This is a genomic window from Pseudomonas sp. S49 (assembly GCF_009866785.1).
Classification (GTDB): domain Bacteria; phylum Pseudomonadota; class Gammaproteobacteria; order Pseudomonadales; family Pseudomonadaceae; genus Aquipseudomonas.
This window is the reverse complement of the sequence record NZ_CP019432.1, coordinates 25503-45170: the sequence shown is the minus strand read 5'-3', so window position 1 is coordinate 45170 and position 19668 is coordinate 25503. Positions and strand designations below refer to the sequence as shown.

General features: G+C 59.9%; 17 protein-coding genes. 6 read left to right on the top strand and 11 right to left on the bottom strand.

The genetic code is table 11. The features are described 5' to 3' along the window. Positions 1-111: 111 nt before the first annotated feature. From PspS49_RS00205 to PspS49_RS00190, 4 genes are all read right to left on the bottom strand, one after another. Positions 112-1503, bottom strand: a complete 1392-nt coding sequence (locus PspS49_RS00205) for an insulinase family protein (protein WP_150776548.1) — start codon at positions 1501-1503, stop codon at positions 112-114. Between the two features lie 181 nt (positions 1504-1684). Next, positions 1685-3343, bottom strand: a complete 1659-nt coding sequence (locus PspS49_RS00200) for a Na/Pi cotransporter family protein (protein WP_150749937.1) — start codon at positions 3341-3343, stop codon at positions 1685-1687. Positions 3344-3647: 304 nt separating this feature from the next. Beyond that, entirely contained in the window at positions 3648-4415 is a 768-nt protein-coding gene (locus PspS49_RS00195; protein WP_095119663.1) for a TerC family protein, read from the bottom strand. An 85-nt stretch (positions 4416-4500) separates the two neighbouring features. After that, positions 4501-5808: a CitMHS family transporter gene (locus PspS49_RS00190; protein WP_095049556.1), complete on the bottom strand. Its 1308-nt coding sequence runs from the start codon at positions 5806-5808 to the stop codon at positions 4501-4503. A gap of 322 nt (positions 5809-6130) precedes the next feature. On the opposite strand from PspS49_RS00190, the gene PspS49_RS00185 reads away from it, so the two are divergent. Continuing rightward, positions 6131-6532: a GFA family protein gene (locus PspS49_RS00185; RefSeq protein WP_127925296.1), complete on the top strand. Its 402-nt coding sequence runs from the start codon at positions 6131-6133 to the stop codon at positions 6530-6532. 15 nt (positions 6533-6547) lie between these two features. Here the strand turns inward: PspS49_RS00185 and PspS49_RS00180 are convergent, their stop codons facing one another. Continuing rightward, on the bottom strand, positions 6548-6874 hold the full coding sequence (locus PspS49_RS00180; RefSeq protein ID WP_160037656.1) for a DOPA 4,5-dioxygenase family protein: 327 nt from the start codon (positions 6872-6874) through the stop codon (positions 6548-6550). Positions 6875-6957: 83 nt separating this feature from the next. Here PspS49_RS00180 and PspS49_RS00175 point away from each other — a divergent pair, with 83 nt between their 5' ends. After that, complete coding sequence (locus PspS49_RS00175; RefSeq protein WP_127925294.1) at positions 6958-7620, top strand: NAD(P)H-binding protein; 663 nt, start codon at positions 6958-6960, stop codon at positions 7618-7620. Between the two features lie 4 nt (positions 7621-7624). On the opposite strand, the gene PspS49_RS00170 is transcribed toward PspS49_RS00175, so the two are convergent. After that, the gene (locus tag PspS49_RS00170; protein ID WP_160037654.1) at positions 7625-8575 is read right to left on the bottom strand and encodes a LysR family transcriptional regulator; all 951 of its coding nucleotides are present in this window, start codon (positions 8573-8575) and stop codon (positions 7625-7627) included. A 114-nt stretch (positions 8576-8689) separates the two neighbouring features. Between PspS49_RS00170 and betC the strand changes: the two genes are divergently transcribed. The 3 genes from betC (at position 8690) to PspS49_RS00155 (ending at position 12966) form a co-directional block, all read left to right on the top strand. Then, positions 8690-10204, top strand: coding sequence for a choline-sulfatase (gene betC / locus PspS49_RS00165; RefSeq protein WP_160037652.1), 1515 nt, complete (start codon positions 8690-8692; stop codon positions 10202-10204). A 16-nt stretch (positions 10205-10220) separates the two neighbouring features. Continuing rightward, positions 10221-11141, top strand: coding sequence for a choline ABC transporter substrate-binding protein (gene choX, locus PspS49_RS00160; protein ID WP_160037650.1), 921 nt, complete (start codon positions 10221-10223; stop codon positions 11139-11141). 256 nt (positions 11142-11397) lie between these two features. Beyond that, positions 11398-12966 (top strand): SulP family inorganic anion transporter, encoded by a 1569-nt coding sequence (locus PspS49_RS00155; RefSeq protein WP_150749932.1) that lies wholly within the window; start codon positions 11398-11400, stop codon positions 12964-12966. 90 nt (positions 12967-13056) lie between these two features. Here PspS49_RS00155 and aroE read toward each other — a convergent pair whose 3' ends face one another. Together aroE and hemF are read right to left on the bottom strand one after the other, a co-directional pair. Next, entirely contained in the window at positions 13057-13878 is an 822-nt protein-coding gene (gene aroE, locus PspS49_RS00150) for a shikimate dehydrogenase (protein ID WP_160037648.1), read from the bottom strand. A 9-nt stretch (positions 13879-13887) separates the two neighbouring features. Continuing rightward, on the bottom strand, positions 13888-14802 hold the full coding sequence (gene hemF, locus PspS49_RS00145) for an oxygen-dependent coproporphyrinogen oxidase (protein WP_127925289.1): 915 nt from the start codon (positions 14800-14802) through the stop codon (positions 13888-13890). Between the two features lie 149 nt (positions 14803-14951). Here hemF and PspS49_RS00140 point away from each other — a divergent pair, with 149 nt between their 5' ends. Further along, complete coding sequence (locus PspS49_RS00140; RefSeq protein ID WP_160037646.1) at positions 14952-15929, top strand: NADPH:quinone reductase; 978 nt, start codon at positions 14952-14954, stop codon at positions 15927-15929. Between the two features lie 55 nt (positions 15930-15984). Here PspS49_RS00140 and PspS49_RS00135 read toward each other — a convergent pair whose 3' ends face one another. The 3 genes from PspS49_RS00135 to PspS49_RS00125 are packed head-to-tail and all read right to left on the bottom strand — an operon-like array spanning position 15985 to position 19635. Further along, positions 15985-17286: an AMP-binding protein gene (locus tag PspS49_RS00135; RefSeq protein ID WP_238786312.1), complete on the bottom strand. Its 1302-nt coding sequence runs from the start codon at positions 17284-17286 to the stop codon at positions 15985-15987. Further along, positions 17276-18544, bottom strand: coding sequence for an aminotransferase class I/II-fold pyridoxal phosphate-dependent enzyme (locus PspS49_RS00130; protein WP_160037644.1), 1269 nt, complete (start codon positions 18542-18544; stop codon positions 17276-17278). Before PspS49_RS00130 ends, PspS49_RS00135 begins: the two co-directional genes overlap by 11 nt. After that, positions 18541-19635, bottom strand: coding sequence for a DUF3419 family protein (locus PspS49_RS00125; protein ID WP_150749928.1), 1095 nt, complete (start codon positions 19633-19635; stop codon positions 18541-18543). Before PspS49_RS00125 ends, PspS49_RS00130 begins: the two co-directional genes overlap by 4 nt. Between the last annotated feature and the right edge of the window lie 33 nt (positions 19636-19668).

The window sequence follows — 19668 nt, the reverse complement described above, 5'->3', positions numbered from 1 at the left end:
AAATTCACCACTCACCCTGTGGGAGCGAGCCTGCTCGCGAATGCGGTGGGTCAGTCACCACATTTGTTGTATGACCCACCGCTTTCGCGAGCAGGCTCGCTCCCACAGGGGTTAGTGTTCGGCGGATTTTCGGCGGTGATGCAAACGCCAACCGATCAGGATCAACAACACCAGACCCAAGCCACCCGCACTCAACCACAACACCTGATCATCACTGATCAATGGCTTCTCGATCCGCAGATACCCCGGTTGCAGCAGCAACTCACGCATAGCCTTGTTCGCCGCTTCCAGTGTCACCCCTTGCAGCTCGCGCGCCGGGTTGGCGAAACGGCCATCCTCGTAATCACTCAGCGCACTCCAGTAGTAATCCGCCATCGCGCTGTTGCCTTGCACCGCCCAGGCTTGATGGGCGATGGAAGCCTGTTTGATCCGCGCAAAGGTGTCCGGGTCGAGGCCGTTTTTCAGCAGATCGGCCTTGAGGTCTTCCAGCACCTGGATGGCTTCGTCGACATCGTCGCGATCCAGATCGGCATTCAGGCTCATGAAGCCGACACCGCCAAACACTTCGCGCTCGGCCCAAGGTCCATAGGACAAACCGTGATTGAGGCGGATCTGCCGGTACAGCGCCCAGTCCAGATAATCCTTGAGAATGTCGAAGGTCTGGTCGTACTGATCATCGATCACCGGCTCCGGCACCAGCCAGTGCAGCTTGGCGCTGTCGCCGATAAAACCACGGGTGAGGGTGCGCTCATGGGCGGCGCTGGTGCTGATGTCTGGCAGTGCACGGTGTTCGCTCGGCTCAACCGCTTCGAGTGCCCCCCAGGTGCGTTCCAGGTAAGCCGGCAGCAGTTTGTCGAGTTCGCCGACGACGATCAGGGTCATGTTGTTCGGCGCGTACCAGGCCTTGCGCACCTTTTCCAACTGCTCCTGAGTCAGGTGACCGACTTCGGCACGCTGCGGGCATTTCAGGCCCAGTTCGACGGCGAGTTGATTGGCCGCGGTGTGGCCGAGATCCTGACGATCGAGAAAACGTTGTAGCCGGGTGTAATGGCCACCGTCCTCGCGCTCGACCACCCGTTTGGCGGCGTTGATCGCGTTGTCGTCGATGCGCGTTTGCGTCAGCAGAGCGAGCAGCAGGTCGAGCACTTTGCGCTGGTTTTTCGCCGGGGCCTCAATGACAAACGTGGTGTCGGCGTTGCTGGTGAAGGCATTCCAGTCACCGCCCAGTGCCTGCATGCGCTCCTCTAAACCGCCTTCGCCGGTGGCGTCGATGCCGCTGAACAACAAGTGCTCAAGCAGGTGCGGCAGCTCCTTGTCATCGCAATCGAAATCATCGAGGCCGACGCCGACCACCAGCCGGATCGCCACATGCCCGCGCTCGGTGCCGGGCTTGAGCAGCAACTGCAAACCGTTGGGCAGCGCATAGCCTTCGACCTGAAAACGATCCAGGGCAAAGGCGGGCAGGGAACCGAGCAACAGACAGGCGAACAACAGGCAACGCATAACAGGCTTCCATACGGCTGATTTGGAGATCCGTGTCGCTATTCAGGCCGCCATTCGCGAGCAGGTCGAATCGTCGCACCGTCGCTCCCACATTCGAAACGCATTCCCCTGTGGGAGCGAGCCTGCTCGCGAAGGTCTTAAGGCTGAATCAATGTAACTGACTAAACCCAGCCCCAGTCGTTCAAGGCGAATGCGTAATGTCGGCAATATCATCCGCCGCCAGCGCTCCGGTGTCGGCCGTTTCCAGCACCACATACGCACTGCCGCAAAACAGTGAATTCAAGCGCTTCATGTCGGCAATCAACTCCAGGTGCAACGAACTGGTTTCCAGACTCTGGACGATCTTGCGTTGCAAACGGCTGACATGCGCATGCGCCAGACGGCGCTCCTGTGCGCGAAAGCGGCGTTTCTCGCGCAGTAGCTGGCGGGCACTTTCGCGGTCACCGCTGAGGAATACCGAGAGGCCCAGACGCAGGTTAGCAATCAATTGCTGCTGCAATCCGGCGAGATCTTCCAGACCTTCTTCAGAAAACGAGCGCCGCTGCGAAGTCTTCTGCTGCTGGATCTTGCGCAGCATGCGTTCGATCAGGTCGCTGGCCAGTTTCAGGTTGATCGACAGTTCGATGATCTCGGCCCAGCGTCGACTGTCCTGCTCGCCGAGGTCTTCGCGGGGCATCTGCGCCAGGTAGAGCTTGATCGCGCTGTACAAGGATTCGATGTCATCGGTCAGCCGACGTATTTCCTGGGTGACAGCGGTCTGCTTGCCGCGCAGTACATCAAGGGTGGCGTCGAGCATGTTCTCCAGCAGATCACCCATGCGCAGGGTTTCCCGCGCGGCGTTGGCCAGCGCCAGACTCGGCGTGACCAGTGCGGTGGCGTCGAGGTGACGCGGTTTGGCGGTGCCGTTGACCTCCGGCCGCTCCGGCAGCAACCACGCACACAGGCGCGCCATCGGCCCGACGCTTGGCAGCAGAATCAGGCAGCGCACGGTGTTGTAGAGCAGGTGAAAACCGATGACCATTTCCTGCGGACTGAAATCGAGGCTGTCGATCCAGTGCACCAGCGGATCGAGCACCGGGATGATCAGCAGCAGGCCAATGAGTTTGTACAACAGACTGCCCAACGCCACTTGCCGGCCGGCGGCGTTCTGCATGCTGGTACTCATGAACGCCAGCACGCCGCTGCCGATGTTGGCGCCGATCACCAGACCGATCGCCACCGGCAGACTGATGACCGCAGCACCGGCCAGCGTCGCGGTGAGCAGCACGGCCGCGAGGCTGGAATAGGAAATCATCGCGAACAGCGCGCCGACCAAGGCGTCGAGCAGGATGTCGCCAGTCAACGAGGCGAAAATCACCTTCACACCTTGGGCATGGGTGATCGGCGCGGCGGCCTCGACGATCAATTGCAGCGCGAGAATGATCAGCCCCAGACCGATGGACACCCGGCCCATCTGTCCGAGCCGCGTCTGTTTGCGCGACAGAAAGAAAATCACCCCGAGAAAGATCAGCAGCGGCGACAGCCATGACAGATCAAACGTCAGCACCCGCGCCATCAGCGCGGTACCGACGTCGGCGCCGAGCATGGTCGCCAGCGCCGGGGTCAGCGCCATCAGGCCCTGGCCGACGAAGGAGGTGACGAGCATGGCGGTGGCGTTGCTGCTCTGCACCATGGCGGTGACGACGATGCCGGCGACAAAGGCGAGCCAGCGCTTGGACATGTTCTGGCCAATCACATGGCGCAGGTTGGTGCCGTACACCCGCAGGATGCCGGTTCGAACGATGTGCGTGCCCCAGATCAGCAGGGCGACGGCGGAAAGCAGATTGAGCAGGGTGAGCATACAAACCCCCTGTAGTAGCAGCGCCCCAGAGGGGCAAGTGGACGGTACCGCGCGGTTTCTACGTTTTTGATACTTAAGCTGTAGTTGGCTAACGGTCTGGGCGCCAGCATTGCACAGCTAAAGTGTGGATTGAAACAAAAGTGTCATGAAAATGGATTCACGCGTATCCCGAATCCAACACAAAAAAATGTAGGAGTGAGCCTGCTCGCGATAGGGCCATCAGCCTCAACATTGATGTTGACTGACAGACCGCTATCGCGAGCAGGCTCACTCCTACAAGGGGTGTTGCCTGAAGACTACCGGGTTATTGGCCCGGGATGTCCTTGCGCAGTTTCACCGGATCTTGCTGCTGTCGCTTCTTGGCCATTGCGCCGCGCAGCTTGATGTTGATCGCCTCAACCGCCAGCGAGAACGCCATGGCGAAGTAGACGTAGCCTTTCGGCACATGCACGTCGAACGACTCGGCAATCAGCACGGTACCGACCACCAGCAGGAACGACAGCGCCAGCATCTTCAACGACGGGTGCTTGTCGATGAACTCGCTGATCTTGCCCGACGCCAGCATCATCACCAGCACGGCCACGACAATCGCCGCGACCATCACCGGCACGTGGGACACCATACCCACGGCAGTGATCACCGAATCCAGCGAGAAGACGATGTCGATGATCGCGATCTGGATGATGGTGTAGAGGAAGTTGCCGCCCTTGCCGCCAGGCGTGTCGTCGCTTTCGTCTTCGCCTTCCAGCGCGTGGTACATCTCTTGCGAGCTCTTCCACAGCAGGAACAGACCACCGAAGAACAGAATCAGGTCACGGCCGGAAATGCCCTGACCGAACACTTCGAACAGGTCGGCGGTGAGGCGCATGACCCAGGTGATCGACAGCAGCAACAGGATGCGGGTGATCATGGCCAGGCCAAGACCGAAGATCCGGGTGCGCTGCTGCATGTGTTTCGGCATGCGGCTGACCAGGATCGAAATCATGATGATGTTATCGATGCCGAGGACGATTTCCAGGGCGGTCAGGGTGAAGAAGGCAACCCAGATTTCGGGGTTGGTCAGCCATTCCATGTGTATTCCTTTGAGCGATTGTTAAACCGAAAAAGGTCCGGGCTTCAAACCGCGAAGCCAGGACCCGAAACGGTGAGTCTTGGGCTTATAGAGTGCTGAACACCGGGAAAGTCCCCAACAGCAGTGCAGCAATCAGGATGCAGATACAAACCAGGATCGCCCATTTCAGGGTGAAACGCTGGTGGTCACCGAAATCAATGCCGGCCAGGGCTACCAACAGATACGTCGATGGCACCAACGGGCTCAGCAAGTGGACGGGCTGACCGACGATCGAGGCACGGGCCATTTCCACTGCGGTGATCCCATAGTGGCTGGCGGCTTCGGCCAACACCGGCAACACGCCATAGTAGAACGCATCGTTGGACATGAAGAAGGTGAACGGCATGCTCACCAGCGCCGTGATCACGGCCAGGTACGGGCCGAGAAAGTCCGGAATCACTGCCAACAGGCTCTTCGACATCGCATCGACCATGCCGGTGCCGGACAGGATACCGGTGAAGATACCCGCCGCAAAGATCAGCCCGACCACTGCCAGCACGCTACCGGCGTGAGCCGCGACGCGATCCTTCTGCATCTGCAGGCAAGGGTAGTTGACGATCATGGCAATACTGAACGCGACCATGAACAACACCGGCAATGGCAGCAGGCCGGCGATCAGGGTGCACATCAGGCCGAAGGTCAGGGCGCCGTTGAACCAGATCAGTTTCGGACGGCGGGCATCCGGGAATTGCGACACGCTGATTTCGCTGTGATCGATGTCATCGCCAACCAGATGCAGCTCACCCAGACGCGCACGCTCACGTTTACCGTAGAAGTAGGCGATCACCAGGATCGCCAAAACACCCGCCGCCATCGCCGGAATCATCGGCACGAAGATATCCGACGGGTCGACATGCAGCGCACTGGCGGCACGGGCAGTCGGGCCGCCCCATGGGGTCATGTTCATCACGCCACCGGCGAGGATGATCAGGCCGGCCATGATCCGCGGGCTCATGCCGATGCGGCTGTACAGCGGCAGCATGGCGGCCACGCAGATCATATAAGTGGTCGCGCCGTCACCATCGAGGGAAACGACGAGCGCCAGTACGGCGGTGCCGACCGAAACCTTCAGCGGGTCACCCTTGACCAGTTTGAGAATCTTACGCACGGCCGGGTCAAACAGGCCGGAGTCAATCATCAGGGCGAAATATAGAATCGCGAACATCAGCATCACGCCAGTCGGCGCGAGCTTGGTGATGCCTTCGAGCATCATCGGGCCGATCTTCGGTGCAAAACCGCCGAACAGGGCGAAGACGATCGGGATGATGATCAGAGCGATCAGCGCGGACAGGCGCTTGGTCATGATCAGGAACATGAACGTGATGACCATGGCGAAGCCAAGGAAAGTCAGCATGGGAATACTCCAGGCGTAGCGCGGCTAGTTGAGTGAGCAGATCGGACGGGATCAGCGCAGAACGGGAAGCACGAGACGTACGGGCGGAGTGACAGCGAAAAGGCGGGCTACAGAGGACATCAGAATCACCATTGTTGTTGTTAATTGGGCCGTTCGTGCGAGGTATCACACGCGTTGGCCAACCGGTCTGTTGCCGGAAGTGGAGGCGATGCTAATCGCGGAAGCTTTCAGCTACCTTTCGCTGCAGAAAGCTTTGAATGAACGGTCAACCGGCCGTCGGATGCGAACCAGAGTCAATGAACACGGGAAGGGGAGCTTCGAAATGAGCGAATTGCACAGCGGCGGCTGCCATTGCGGACACATTCGTTATCAGTTCAGCGGGGCGTTGCAGGATATCGCCCATTGCCATTGTTCGATTTGTCGCCGAGTCAGCGGTGGAATCGTCACGACCTGGATTACCGTGCCGGCGGCAAATTTCCAGTGGCTGGCCGGGGCGCCATCGCGGTACGACTCGTCGGCCAGTTGCGCGCGCTTCTTCTGCCCGAACTGCGGTGCGCAACTGGCGTTGGTGACGTCGCTCAGCCCCGAGAGCATCGACGTGACCATCGCCACGCTGGATCAGCCGCAACTGGCACCGGCCGAGCGACATATCTGGACGGACAGCCAATTGCCCTGGCTGCATCTGGACGAGCAGCTTCCGGGCGAAGCTGAAGAAACGCTGTAGGCTTATAGAGCCTGATTAAAAAACCGACAGATTCAGCGGCCGGATCGCACCCATCCAGATCGCGTGTTCGGTGTGGTCGAGCAAATCATCCCCAGTGTCCGGGTGCATAAACACCACCAGACCTTGGCGATTGAGCGCCAGCCACGGCAGCACCTCGCCGATCAACTCAGGGCCGAAGGCCAATTGGCAACTCCAGTCCGGATGCGGCCCGACCGGACGTTCGTGGACGCGGCCCATCTTCAACGGAAACAGCTTCGCAGCCTGCTCACACAAGGCCCGCGCCTGCTCAATGGTATTGGCGTCGAAATAGACGTGGGCGTGGTAGCCCTTGATTGCTTGCATCACAAACCCTCGGAAATCGGTTCGAACCCTCGGCGTTGCCCGTATGTCACACGCCATACAAGGGATAAGAAAAGGGATCAGCCATGAAAAATGCCGAAACCCCGGCGGTAAAAGTGGTGCTCTATGGTGCCATGAGTAGCCTGGGCAGCGCGTTGATGGCTGAGTTGCTGCGGCGTCAGCACGAAGTCATTGCCATCCTCGACGATTTGACCGCACTCGCACCGCGTCCGGGTTTGCGCACCAAAACCGGCGATTTGTTCGACTCGGAGCGGATCAATCAGAGCGTGGCCGGTAGTTCGGCGGTCATCTGTTTACTGGATGCGCCGGGGTTGCCGTTCAGTAGCGATCAGGTGGAACGGGCTGTCGTGCTCGGCCCGGTCGAACAGGTGCTGGCCGTCGATGCGCTGGTCGATGGGCTGCAAGCGGCCAATGTGTCGCGGCTGTTTCTGGTGGGCGATTTTGCCGTGCTGGATGAGCCGGATGTCGATGATCGCCTGCAACGTCACGCCGCCGAGGAAATACGTGAAGCCGTGCAAAGCAGTCCGCTGCACTGGACGCTGGTCAATGCGCCCCATGGCGTGGCCGGGCTGACGATTGAGCATTTCAGTCAGGTCGGCGGCAATCTGGAACCGGGTCTGGCCGAACCGCTGGAACGGCTGAATCGCGTGGCGGTGGGGATTGCTGATGAACTGCGGCTGAATTTGCATGTGGGGCAGCATGTGAATTTCGTGGCGGCCAGCGAATAGGCCGCTATACGGCGATGGAAGGCAACGCGAGTCCATTGAGGGATTTTGCGCTGCTCGCCTGTTCCGCCATCAGCCAATCAACAAACTGCTGAATCAACGCACCCCGGCGTTTGCGTTGCGGGAGCACTACGTAATAACCGAGGCGCGACAGGGTGGTTTCGGCAATGGGTCGGCACAGCAAACCCTGACTCAGCAAGTTATCCACAAGGTGCCGCCAACCAATCGCCACGCCTTGGCCGCCAATCGCCGCTTGAATCAACAGCGTGTAATTGTCGAAGCGCAATTGCCCCGGGGCGGGCGGCGTGGTGATGCCGAGCTGGCGAAACAGACCACTCCAGTCAAACCAGTTGCTGCTGTTTTCCCCACGCAGGTGCAACAACGGAAACTCCAGTAACGCCAGAGCAGGCAGGGGCAGGGCGCGGTCCTTGAGCAATTGCGGACTGCACACCGGGAACACTTCTTCGCTGAACAACCAGTGACTCTCGCCCTGTTTGAAACGCCCGTCGCCAAACAGGATGGCCACGTCAATATCGGTGCGCAGCATGTTGTGGTTGCGTTCACTGGTCACCAGGCTGACGTCGACCTGCGGATTGGCTTCGTGAAAACGGTGCAGACGGGGCATCAACCAATAAGCGGCGAAGGCAAAATCGGTAGCGACCTGCAGCACCTCATGTTGCTGCTGTGCGCTGATCGCGCTCAATCCGGCGTCGATATTCTGCAAACCAAGGGTAACTTGCTCGAACAGGATCGCACCCACTTCGGTCAGCTCAATCCCTCGGTAAATGCGATCAAACAGCCGCGTGCCGAGTTGTTCCTCCAGCCGTTTGATCTGCTGACTGATCGCTGGTTGCGTGGTGCCAAGCTCTACCGCCGCTGCGGTAAAGCTGCGGTGGCGGGCTGCCGCTTCGAAGGCGCGCAACAGGTCGAGCGACAGATTTCCCAAGGCGTCATACATAAGCTGTGCTTATCCTAGTCATTGTCCGGCGCGGGCTTTACCGACTACAGCATGGACTCCATGCTCGATCGCAGCAATGTCGCATAAATATTCACTATGGAATGCCGCGATCACATGAAGCGCAAGAATATTCTTTTCATCATGGCCGATCAGATGGCCGCGCCAATGTTGCCGTTCTACGGCCCTTCGCCGATCAAACTGCCGAATCTTTCCCGCCTCGCCGAACATGGCGTGGTGTTCGATGCCGCTTACTGCAACAGCCCGTTGTGCGCGCCCTCGCGTTTCACCCTGGTCAGCGGCCAATTGCCGAGCAAGATCGGCGCCTATGACAACGCCGCCGATTTCCCTGCCGATGTGCCGACCTATGCCCATTACTTGCGCCGCCTCGGCTACCGCACGGCGCTGTCGGGCAAGATGCATTTCTGTGGCCCTGATCAGTTGCACGGCTACGAAGAGCGCCTCACCAGCGATATCTACCCGGCCGACTATGGCTGGGCGGTGAACTGGGATGAGCCGGATGTACGGCCGAGCTGGTATCACAATATGTCGTCGGTGCTGCAGGCCGGTCCGTGTGTGCGCACCAACCAACTCGATTTCGACGAAGAGGTGGTGTTCAAGGCGCAACAATATCTGTTCGATCATATTCGCGAGGACGGCGATCAGCCGTTCTGCCTGACTGTATCGATGACTCACCCACACGATCCGTACACAATTCCCAAGGCGTTCTGGGATTTGTACGACGATGCAGATATCCCGTTGCCTACAACCCCGGATCAACACGAACTCGATCCACACTCGCAGCGCCTGCTCAAGGTTTACGACCTGTGGGATAAACCACTGCCTGTGGATAAGATTCGCGATGCGCGCCGGGCGTACTTCGGTGCCTGCAGCTATATCGACGCCAACGTCGGCAAACTTCTGCAAACGCTGGCAGAAACGGGTCTGATCGATGACACCGTCATCGTGTTTTCCGGTGACCACGGCGACATGCTTGGCGACAAAGGCCTCTGGTACAAAATGCACTGGTATGAAATGGCGGCCCGAGTCCCCCTGTTGATAAGTGCTCCGGGCCAATTCGCTGCCGGGCGTGTCAGCGCTGCGGTATCGACCGCTGACCTGTTACCAACCTTCGTTGAACTGGCCGGCGGCACGCTGGAGCCCGGCTTGCCGCTGGATGGCCGCTCACTGGTCGCGCATCTGCAAGGGCAGGGCGGTCATGACGAAGTGTTCGGCGAATACATGGCCGAAGGCACCGTCAGCCCACTGATGATGATCCGTCGCGGTGCCTACAAATTTATCTACAGTGAAAGCGACCCCTGCCTACTCTTCGATGTGAGCAACGATCCGCGCGAACTGGAAGAACTCAGTCAATCGCCGCAACATCGCCAGCTGTTCGACGATTTTCTCGCCGAAGCCCGGGCCAAGTGGGACATTCCGGCGATTCACCGGGAAGTCCTTGCCAGCCAGCGCCGTCGGCGTTTTGTTGCCGACGCGTTAACCATCGGCAAGCTGAAGAGCTGGGATCACCAGCCGCTGGTGGATGCCAGTCAGCAGTACATGCGCAACCACATCGACCTCGATGATCTGGAACGCAAAGCACGTTATCCACAACCCTGCCAAAACCAATAATGTTAAGGGGAAGTCCATGCGTAAGTTATCCACAGTAGTGACGGTCGGCCTGATCGCGTTGAGCAGCGCTTCGGCGTTCGCCGAGCAGAGTTGCGCCACGGTGAAAATGGCCGACCCGGGCTGGAGCGACATCGCCGCGACCAACGCCATCACCGGGTTTCTGCTGGACGGCATGGGCTACAAGGCCAAGGTCGACACCCTCGCGGTGCCGATCACCTTTGGCGGTTTGAAAGACGGCCAGGTGGATGTGTTTCTCGGCAACTGGATGCCGGCGCAGCAGGGCTTCTATGACAAGTTCGTCGCTACCGGTGACGTCACGCAACTGGCGAAGAACCTCGACGGCACCGAGTTCACCCTCGCTGTGCCGGACTACGTGTGGGACGCGGGTGTGCATAACTTTGCCGACCTGAACAAATACGCGGACAAGTTCGATCGCAAAATTTACGGCATCGGTTCGGGCGCGCCGGCGAATATCTCGTTGCAGGAAATCATCAAGAAGAATGACTTCGACATGGGTCAGTGGAAGCTCATCGAATCCAGTGAACAGGCGATGCTGGCGGAAGTATCGCGAGCGGTGAAGAAGCAGAAATTCGTCACCTTCCTCGGCTGGACTCCGCACCCGATGAACGTGCAGTTGAAGATGCATTACCTGAAGGGTGGCGAGAAGTACTTTGGCGACACCGGCAGCGTGTTTACGTTGACGCGTAAAGGGTATGCCGAGGCGTGTCCGAATGTGGGTAAGTTGCTGAGCAATCTGTCGTTCACTCAGGAGATGGAGAACAGCATTATGGCTGAGGTGGTGAACAAGAAGGTCACTAATGCCGAGGCGGCGAAGGCTTGGATCAAGGCGAATCCGGCGGTGCTGGATAAGTGGCTGGAGGGGGTGAAGACGGCTGACGGGAAGGATGCGTTGGCGGCGGTGAAAGCGAAGCTTTGATTGTGGGGTGGCTGGAATTGGGTTTGGCTTGAGATTTTTGCCCCCTCACCCCAGCCCTCTCCCCCAGAGGGGGCGAGGGGGAAGGGAGCCGATATTTGTAGGATTCAAAACTTGCGTTCAACGGTGAAATCGCAGGTTGATGAATCTCTGACAAACACCACGGTCAGTCCCCTCTCCCTCCGGGAGAGGGCTAGGGTGAGGGGCCTTTCCCCTGGCACCCTGATAACCTTGAACAAAACCCCAACCGCGAGGACCCATGGCCTTCCCCAGCCGCCACTCTCTCTTGCCCTTTCTCACCTGGCTGCCGCGGCAAACCCGCGCCAGCGTCGGACGGGACCTGATCGTCGGCCTCAGCGGTGCGATTCTCGCGTTACCCCAGTCGATTGCCTACGCGCTGATCGCCGGGCTCCCACCTGAATACGGCCTCTATGCCGCAATTATCCCGGTATTGATCGCCTGCCTGTGGGGCTCATCGTGGCATCTGATCTGCGGCCCTACAGCGGCCATTTCGATCGTGCTGTACGCCAGTGTCAGCCCTTTGGCCGTACCGGCATCGCAGGACTACATCACGCTGATCCTGCTGCTGACCTTCCTCGCCGGGATTTTCCAGTGGCTGCTCGGTTTGCTGCGCTTCGGCGCTTTGGTGAATTTCGTCTCGCACTCGGTGGTGCTGGGGTTCACCCTCGGCGCGGCGGTGGTGATTGCCATTGGGCAATTGCCGAATCTGCTGGGGCTGGACCTGCCGGCCAAGGCGACGGCGCTGGCGAGTCTGGTGGATCTGCTGCAACACTTCCGGGCTGTGGATAAACCTTCGCTGGTGCTCGGTGTGGCAACGGTGGTCGTCGGTGTGGTGTTGAAACAATTGCTACCGCGCTGGCCGACGCTGTTGATAACCCTCGCATTGGCCAGTCTGCTGGTATGGCTGTGGCCGGCGATGTTCGGCCATGTGCATCTGGTCAGCGCATTCGTCGGGCGTTTGCCGCCGTTCAGTGCGTTGCCGCTGGACCTGGATCTGATTCTGCGCCTGCTGCCAAGTGCCGTGGCGGTGGGCATGCTCGGGTTGGTCACCAGCCTGTCGATTGCGCGCTCGATTTCGGCGCGGTCGCAACAGTTTCTCGATGCCAATCAGGAAGTCCGCGCGCAGGGTTTATCCAATATTGTCGGGGCGTTCTTTTCCGGCTCGCTGTCGGCGGGATCGTTTACCCGCTCCGGTTTGAGTTACGAGGCAGGCGCGTGCTCGCCACTGGCCGGGATCTTTTCGGCGATCTGGGTGGCGTTGTTTGCGATTTTCGGCGCCGGGCTGATTTCACACATTCCCATCCCGGCAATGGCCGGCAGCATTCTGTTGATCGCCTGGGGTCTGGTCGATCATCGCGGCATCCGCGCATTGCTGCGGGTCAGTCGCGCCGAGTTCGTGGTCATGGCCCTGACCTGCCTCGCAACGCTGCTGCTGGAACTGCAGACGGCGATTTATGCCGGCGTGCTGGCGTCACTATTCTTCTACCTCAAACGCACCTCGCAACCACGCGTGCAACATTGGCGTGACGGTGAGGACGATGTTTTACGCGTCGGCGGCTCGATCTTTTTCGGCGCCAGCCATTATCTGCAGGTGAGATTGCAACGCATGCACGGCGCGCGGGTGGTGATCGAGGCGCAGCAGATCAACTTCATCGACTATTCAGGGGTGGAGATGCTGCATCAGGAGGCGCGGCGCTTGCTGAGCCAGGATCGCAGCCTGACCTTGCGCCGGGCGCGGCCGCAGGTGGTGGAGGAGTTGAGGAAGCTTGAGGGGCCGGAGAAATGCCCGATCCGGTTTGAGGATTGATCAAAGACCGGCGGTGCGGCCATTCGCGAGCAAGCTCGCTCCCACATTTGATCGCCTTCCACTGTGGGAGCGAGCTTGCTCGCGAAGCTTTTAAAGGGCCAGTTGTCGACGCAGCTCTGTGAGCACGGGCGCCGTGTCTGGGCGCACACCGCGCCACAAAAAGAACGCCTCGGCGGCCTGCTCGGCGAGCATTCCCAAGCCATCCATCGCCACCGCCGCGCCCTGTTCACTGGCCCAGCGGCAGAACGCCGTCGGTTCCTTGCCGTACATCATGTCGTAGCACAGGGTTTTACCCGGCTCGATCAGGCTCGGCGCAATCGGCGGTACATCACCGGTCAGGCTCGCCGACGTGGCATTGATGATCACGTCCACCGGCTCGCGCAGCCAGTCGAAACCACTGGCCGACACCGGCCCCAGGTCGCAGAACAACTCCGCCAGCAACTCAGCCTTGTCCACCGTGCGATTGGCGATGATCACCGATGCGGGTTTTTCGGCCAGCAACGGTTCGAGCGCCCCACGCACTGCACCGCCAGCCCCCAGCAACAGGATGCGTTTGCCGGTCAGGCTGAAGCCGGCATTCACCGTCAGATCACGCACCAGCCCGGCGCCGTCGGTGTTGTCACCGAGCAGCGAGTCATCGGCCAGTTTGCTCAAGGTGTTCACCGCGCCGGCCCGTTGCGCCCGCGCCGTCAAGCTGTTGGCCAAACGGTAAGCGTCTTCCTTGAACGGCACAGTAACGTTGGCGCCGCGACCTTCCTGGAAAAACGCCGTGGCGCAGCCAGCGAAATCATCAAGCGGCGCCAGCAGGGTGCTGTAGTCGAGGTGCTGGCCGGTCTGTTCGGCAAACAGCTTGTGAATCATCGGCGATTTGCTGTGACCGATCGGGTTACCGAAAACGACGTAACGATCCATCAGAAATCCTCAGTCCTGGGCCAGCCAGTCGCGATCTTGCAGGAAGTACTCGGTCAGGCGCGCTTCTTCGCTGCCAGGCTCGGCCTTCCAGTCGTAACCCCAGCGCACTTGCGGCGGCAGCGACATCAGGATCGACTCGGTACGCCCGCCCGATTGCAGGCCGAACAGCGTGCCACGGTCATAAACCAGGTTGAACTCGACGTAGCGGCCACGGCGGAATTCCTGGAACTCACGCTGTTGAGCGGTGAACGCATCATTTTTGCGGCGCTGCACGATTGGCAGATACGCATCAATGTAGGCATCGCCGATGGCGCGCATGAAGGCGAAGCTGGTATCGAAGTCCCACTCGTTCAGGTCGTCGAAGAACAAACCGCCAATGCCGCGCGGCTCGTGACGATGCTTGATATGGAAGTAGGTGTCGCACCAGGCCTTGTAACGCGGGTAGACGTCCGGGCCGAACGGCGCGCAAGCCTGCTCGGCAACGCGGTGCCAATGAATGCAGTCCTCTTCGTTGCCGTAATACGGGGTCAGGTCGAAGCCGCCACCAAACCACCAGACCGGCTCTTCACCTTCTTTCTCGGCGATGAAAAAGCGCACATTGGCATGGGAAGTCGGCACATGCGGGTTGTGTGGGTGAATCACCAGCGACACGCCGAGGGCTTCAAAACCGCGACCGGCCAGTTCAGGACGGTGGGCGCTGGCTGACGGCGGCAGACCGCTGCCAAAGACGTGGGAAAAGTTGACGCCGCCCTTTTCGATCAGCGTGCCGTTCTCGATCACGCGGGTGCGACCGCCGCCGCCAGCGGGCCGGGTCCAGGCGTCTTCGACGAAGCGCGTGCCGCCGTCTTCGCTTTCGAGGGCGGCGCAGATACGGTCTTGCAGGTCGAGCAGATAGGCCTTTACGGCGTCGGTGCGGGTCGTCATGGCTTCACCTTGAATCGGGCGGCGCCCCGCGGACGGGCGACGCAAATGGGCGCGTAGCATACCACCGCACAACGGCGCGCCGCAGTTGACGAAGATCAAGCATGAGAGTTGGATAGGGGGCTCACGAAAGACCCAAGGAGAGCAGGCAGATGGCAAAGCGTATCCAGTTCCGCGCCCACGGCGGTCCCGAAGTGCTCGAGTATGTTGACTACGAACCCGCCGCGCCCGGCCCGAATCAGGTGCGCGTGGCCAACAAGGCGATCGGCCTGAACTTCATCGACACCTATTTCCGTAGCGGGCTGTATGCGCCACCCGCCTTGCCATCCGGCCTGGGAGCTGAGGGTGCAGGCATCGTCGATGCAGTGGGCAGCGACGTCACCCGCTTCAAGGTCGGTGATCGCGTGGCGTACGGCAGCGGCCCATTGGGGGCTTACAGCGAATTGCATGTACTGCCCCAGGACAATCTGGTGCACCTGCCGGACGAAATCAGTTTCGAAACGGCAGCGGGGGTCATGCTCAAGGGTCTGACCGTGCAATACCTGTTGCGCCAGACCTACGAACTCAAGGGTGGCGAAACCATTCTGTTTCACGCGGCGGCCGGTGGCGTCGGGTCGCTGGCCTGTCAGTGGGCCAAGGCGTTGGGCGTGAAGCTGATCGGCACCGTCAGTTCCAAGGAAAAAGCCGAACTGGCCAAGGTCAATGGCGCTTGGGCAACCATTGATTACAGCCACGAAAACGTTGCACAACGCGTGCTGGAGTTGACCGGCGGTAAAAAAGTCCCGGTGGTCTACGACGGCGTGGGCAAGGACACTTGGCTGACCTCGCTCGACAGCGTATCGCCGCGCGGTCTGGTCGTGAGCTTCGGCAATGCTTCCGGTGCGGTGGACGGGGTCAATCTGGGCATTCTGGCCGCCAAAGGCTCGCTATACGTGACCCGGCCGACGCTGGCGACTTATGCCAACAATGCCGAGAATCTGCAGCGGATGGCCGATGAATTGTTCGAGATGATCATCAGCGGCAAATTGAAAGTGGACGTCAGCCAGCGGTATCCACTGGCTGACGCGGCGAAGGCGCAAACCGAGCTGTCGGCGCGGCGCACTACCGGCTCCACCGTTCTGCAACCCTGAAACGCAGCCATCAAACAAAGCACCCGGGCGAGCCTCACGAGGCTGGCCCGGGACGTCACCTCTCGACAAAGAACGGCGTCTTGCCTGCCAGGGTGGTTGCGAAATCACCACGGGGCAGACGCTGTACCTGCATGCCCAACACACCGGGCAATCTGAGCAATGCGCTCGCTTGCGCCTCGTTGTGCAAAGCCTGTTCGATGACACGTTCAGCAGCGGCGGGTAATCGATCCTTAGCGATAAGCAGCCGCAGGTGCGCACCGTCGGCCTGTCGATCAATCTGCACCTGCACATCCGAAGCGTGCAGTTCGGGCAACGTTTCTGCGAGCACACTCAGGACCTGTCGCTGAGTGATGATCGCACCGCCCAGCTTGATCGAAGCTTCGATTCGACCCTGCAGTTCCAGTATTGGCAAAGCGCTGCCACAGGCACAACCGGATTGCCTGTCCAAAACTCGCCCACGATCGCCAATGCGATACCGTAGCAGAGGCACCTGATCGGGCAGCAGAGGGGTCAGCAGAAACTCGCCGGTTTCACCGTCCACCACTGCTTGCAGGCTGAAGGGATCGACCACCTCAAGCAACATGGCGTCTGCATGCAAATGGTAGAAACCATGCTCGAGGTGCGCGCACTGGAAACCGATCGGGCCGGTCTCTGTCGAGCTATAACCCAATGATCGAATGCTCAGGGCCGGCCAGTCTCGGGCCAGTTGCTCGCGTAGCGGCTGACGGCAAGGTTCGCCAATGTAGTAGAGCCATCTCAAACTGCGCAGTTGCACCCCATCGACATCGGCATGATTGAACAGCGCCTCGGCGAAAGAGGGCGTGCAGATCAGTGCATCGGCTGCTTGTGAGTGAATCAACCCGGCTATGCGCTGCATGCCCATCAACGCGCCTGCAGGCAGCAGGCGTGCGCCAATGTGCTGGACGATGGCCGCCGCGTATTGAAAGGCTCCCTGCATTTCACCAGGCGTCAGGCAATTGATGACGACACGGGGCAGTTCACCGGTCGCAGCAAACATTCGCGCACCCAAGGGTACGATGCTTTCGTTGAATGCCCAGGAATGGGTGATGTGCTTGCGATTGCCGGTGCTGCCACCTGAAGTCAGGGTCAGCCCACCGCCCGGTGCGCAATGTGACGCTTCGCTGAGGTGGGTAAACAGCAACCCGCCCTGATCGTCCTCCACGGCGAGGATTGGCAGCCGATGCAGATCCTCGGCGGTCTGTATGTGTTGAATCTGCGGACATAGCGTGCAGAACCACGGCAGCGACCGCGCATAGGCCAATTTACGCACGAAGGCCTCGGCGGCTGCAGCCTGAACCGTCTTTGCACTGCTCCGTTGCATCAGGTCACTGCACATGATGCGGCTCTCCCTGACGAATGCCCAACTCAGCGAATCCTTCGTTGACAGCACTGGCCAGATGCTCCAACTGAACCTCGCTGTGATTGGCGCTGATGGCCAGTCGCAGGATTGCTTCACCTTTGGCCACCACCGGAAACAAGGCCGTGGTGACCGCGATAGCGTGCCGACGCAGGTGCAACGCCAGGCTGATGGCGTCTCGTTCGGCACCGACCCGGACGAAACGTATGGGTGAAGCAATCTGATGGTTGCCCAGTACCGGCCCGAGCAGACCATCTATAGCTTCGACATTTCTCCATAACGCCGCCTGCAACGCCCCCAACTGTGCAGAAAGGTGAATGCTTGCCGAGGCGACTGCCGCACCGACACCGCCCATGGACAGTGGCCCCCCGAACGTATACGTCGACGCATGGCGCCGAATCAGCTCGGCATCGGCCGACGTCAGCACCGTAATTGCACCGCCGGTAGCACCGAAGGCTTTGGACAATGACGACAGCAGGATCAAACGATCACGCAACGGCTCAGCAGCGACATCAAGTGCATAACCGCCCCCGGCCTGGCCATGGATCGAAGTGCCGTGAGCGTCATCCGCATACAGATAACCCTCAAAGCGCTCAGCCAGTTGCAGCAGCCTGTTAACGGGATAAAGCCCGCGCATCGAACCGATGCTGTCAGTCAGCATAATGGGTGTGTTGCCGGCAGCGACGGCTGCAGAACAAGCGTCCTCGACTTGCTGAAGATCACTGCAATCGCAGCGCTGGACGGGACCGAACTGCCACAGAATGCCTTGCAGTACTTGCATCGAAGCATGGGCCGCGCGGTCAACGATCCAGCCTGGGCCACGGCGCAAGGGATACGACGGCAATTCACCGGAGCCCAACAGCGGCAGACACCCCAGATGTGCGCTGCCCACCGAGTTGAATGTCACCGTATGCCCCTGGAATATGTGGTTCAACTGCTCATCGAGTTCGCGCATCGGCGGTAGCAGCGCTCGGGTGCGGGCGGCAGCAAACTGCACACCGAAAGACTCGACGGCTTGTACTGCGCCTTGAACCAGACGGGGATCGCTCTCGAGTCCCAGATAGGAGCACGAGAGAAATTCGGTCAACTGCTCGCCACTGCTCAACTCTATGACCTTGCCATCGCGCTGCACCAGGTTCAGGCCATTGAGCCCGGCGTCGAACAATTGCTGCTGATCGTCACGTGCCTGACGGACACGGTTCTTGACCCAATTGACGGTCGGATGAGGTGTATTCATCGAGATACCTGCACAGATGATGTCTGGCGGTAGACCTGTACTCGCCAGAGTTGAGTTTTTTCTCGTGCGATCGCGTCCTGAAACTGCGCGGTAACGTCGCAGAAGCCTTCGCAATCGGGCCTGATCACATGCAAATGGCCACGAATAACCGTCAGTGCGTCCTCGCCCAGAGCGGGTCGGAGCCGCTGCAGAACATCGATGCCAACCTCCGCCGGCAGGAATGAAGGCACGTCGGAAAACGAGACAAAGTCGACATCCCTGCACCTGGAAGCACAGTCGAAAATATCGCCCTGCACCACGGTCAGCTGGCATTGCTGCAGCGCCTTGTGTGCCTGTTGAAAAACCTGCGGATCGCACTCCAGTGGAAAGCCCTGCGGATAGCGCAGCTCACCGAAAAACAGCATCTGCAGGAAAAAGCTTTCGCGCACGACCTGGGTGGTAAACAAGGTATGGAAGATATCCAGATACACCTCGCGGGAACTGATACCCAGGTTGTTGCGGGGAAACGCCCCTTTGTACAACAGCGAATTGAGCACCGCTGCGTTGCCCAACAAGGCGATCACAGCCTTCCAGCGCTTGAGGGGAAACCGGCTTTGGTAATAAGCCGATTGCTCTCCCAGATCACGAAACTGGAAAATCGCTCGCCCCGCCTTGCCGGTGAACAATCCATTGACCTTCGCCAACCGCTGCAGAGTCTGCTCGAAGGCCCCTTGGTAAATCGGTGCCTGCCAATGACGGGAATGAAGCAAGTCCGCCAGCCAGCGGCGATCAAGCGGAGGCAGATCCAGAAGGCGAAATATGGATTTTCGCCGAGTCACCGACGTTTCCGGCCGGTAGCCCATGAAATCCATGAACGACTGGCGATCGGTCTGCTCAAGCAAAGCTAAACGCAAGCGGGTAAAGGCCAGCTGCGGCCCACTGATATCAGCGCAAGTCATGCGGGCCGGGTGGCGGGCCAGCAACGGTAGAAGCCGACCGCCGCAGCCGGCAACGCCCAACACGTGCCTGGCATGCTCGGGCAGAATGGCGTACTCGAGCGCCGTGTCTTCATCCCCCAACGCGTAGTTCAGCCGTTCGAAATAATCAGCCATCCTGACCTCCGCCTGACCAACGTGAAAATAAAC

Excerpts from the sequence above, each read along its gene's own strand:
- PspS49_RS00205 (WP_150776548.1), bottom strand. The coding sequence starts at position 1,503 with ATGCGTTGCCTGTTGTTCGCCTGTCTGTTGCTCGGTTCCCTGCCCGCC.
- PspS49_RS00200 (WP_150749937.1), bottom strand. The coding sequence starts at position 3,343 with ATGCTCACCCTGCTCAATCTGCTTTCCGCCGTCGCCCTGCTGATCTGG.
- PspS49_RS00195 (WP_095119663.1), bottom strand. The coding sequence starts at position 4,415 with ATGGAATGGCTGACCAACCCCGAAATCTGGGTTGCCTTCTTCACCCTG.
- PspS49_RS00190 (WP_095049556.1), bottom strand. The coding sequence starts at position 5,808 with ATGCTGACTTTCCTTGGCTTCGCCATGGTCATCACGTTCATGTTCCTG.
- PspS49_RS00185 (WP_127925296.1), top strand. The coding sequence starts at position 6,131 with ATGAGCGAATTGCACAGCGGCGGCTGCCATTGCGGACACATTCGTTAT.
- PspS49_RS00180 (WP_160037656.1), bottom strand. The coding sequence starts at position 6,874 with ATGCAAGCAATCAAGGGCTACCACGCCCACGTCTATTTCGACGCCAAT.
- PspS49_RS00175 (WP_127925294.1), top strand. The coding sequence starts at position 6,958 with ATGAAAAATGCCGAAACCCCGGCGGTAAAAGTGGTGCTCTATGGTGCC.
- PspS49_RS00170 (WP_160037654.1), bottom strand. The coding sequence starts at position 8,575 with ATGTATGACGCCTTGGGAAATCTGTCGCTCGACCTGTTGCGCGCCTTC.
- betC (WP_160037652.1), top strand. The coding sequence starts at position 8,690 with ATGAAGCGCAAGAATATTCTTTTCATCATGGCCGATCAGATGGCCGCG.
- choX (WP_160037650.1), top strand. The coding sequence starts at position 10,221 with ATGCGTAAGTTATCCACAGTAGTGACGGTCGGCCTGATCGCGTTGAGC.
- PspS49_RS00155 (WP_150749932.1), top strand. The coding sequence starts at position 11,398 with ATGGCCTTCCCCAGCCGCCACTCTCTCTTGCCCTTTCTCACCTGGCTG.
- aroE (WP_160037648.1), bottom strand. The coding sequence starts at position 13,878 with ATGGATCGTTACGTCGTTTTCGGTAACCCGATCGGTCACAGCAAATCG.
- hemF (WP_127925289.1), bottom strand. The coding sequence starts at position 14,802 with ATGACGACCCGCACCGACGCCGTAAAGGCCTATCTGCTCGACCTGCAA.
- PspS49_RS00140 (WP_160037646.1), top strand. The coding sequence starts at position 14,952 with ATGGCAAAGCGTATCCAGTTCCGCGCCCACGGCGGTCCCGAAGTGCTC.
- PspS49_RS00135 (WP_238786312.1), bottom strand. The coding sequence starts at position 17,286 with ATGTGCAGTGACCTGATGCAACGGAGCAGTGCAAAGACGGTTCAGGCT.
- PspS49_RS00130 (WP_160037644.1), bottom strand. The coding sequence starts at position 18,544 with ATGAATACACCTCATCCGACCGTCAATTGGGTCAAGAACCGTGTCCGT.
- PspS49_RS00125 (WP_150749928.1), bottom strand. The coding sequence starts at position 19,635 with ATGGCTGATTATTTCGAACGGCTGAACTACGCGTTGGGGGATGAAGAC.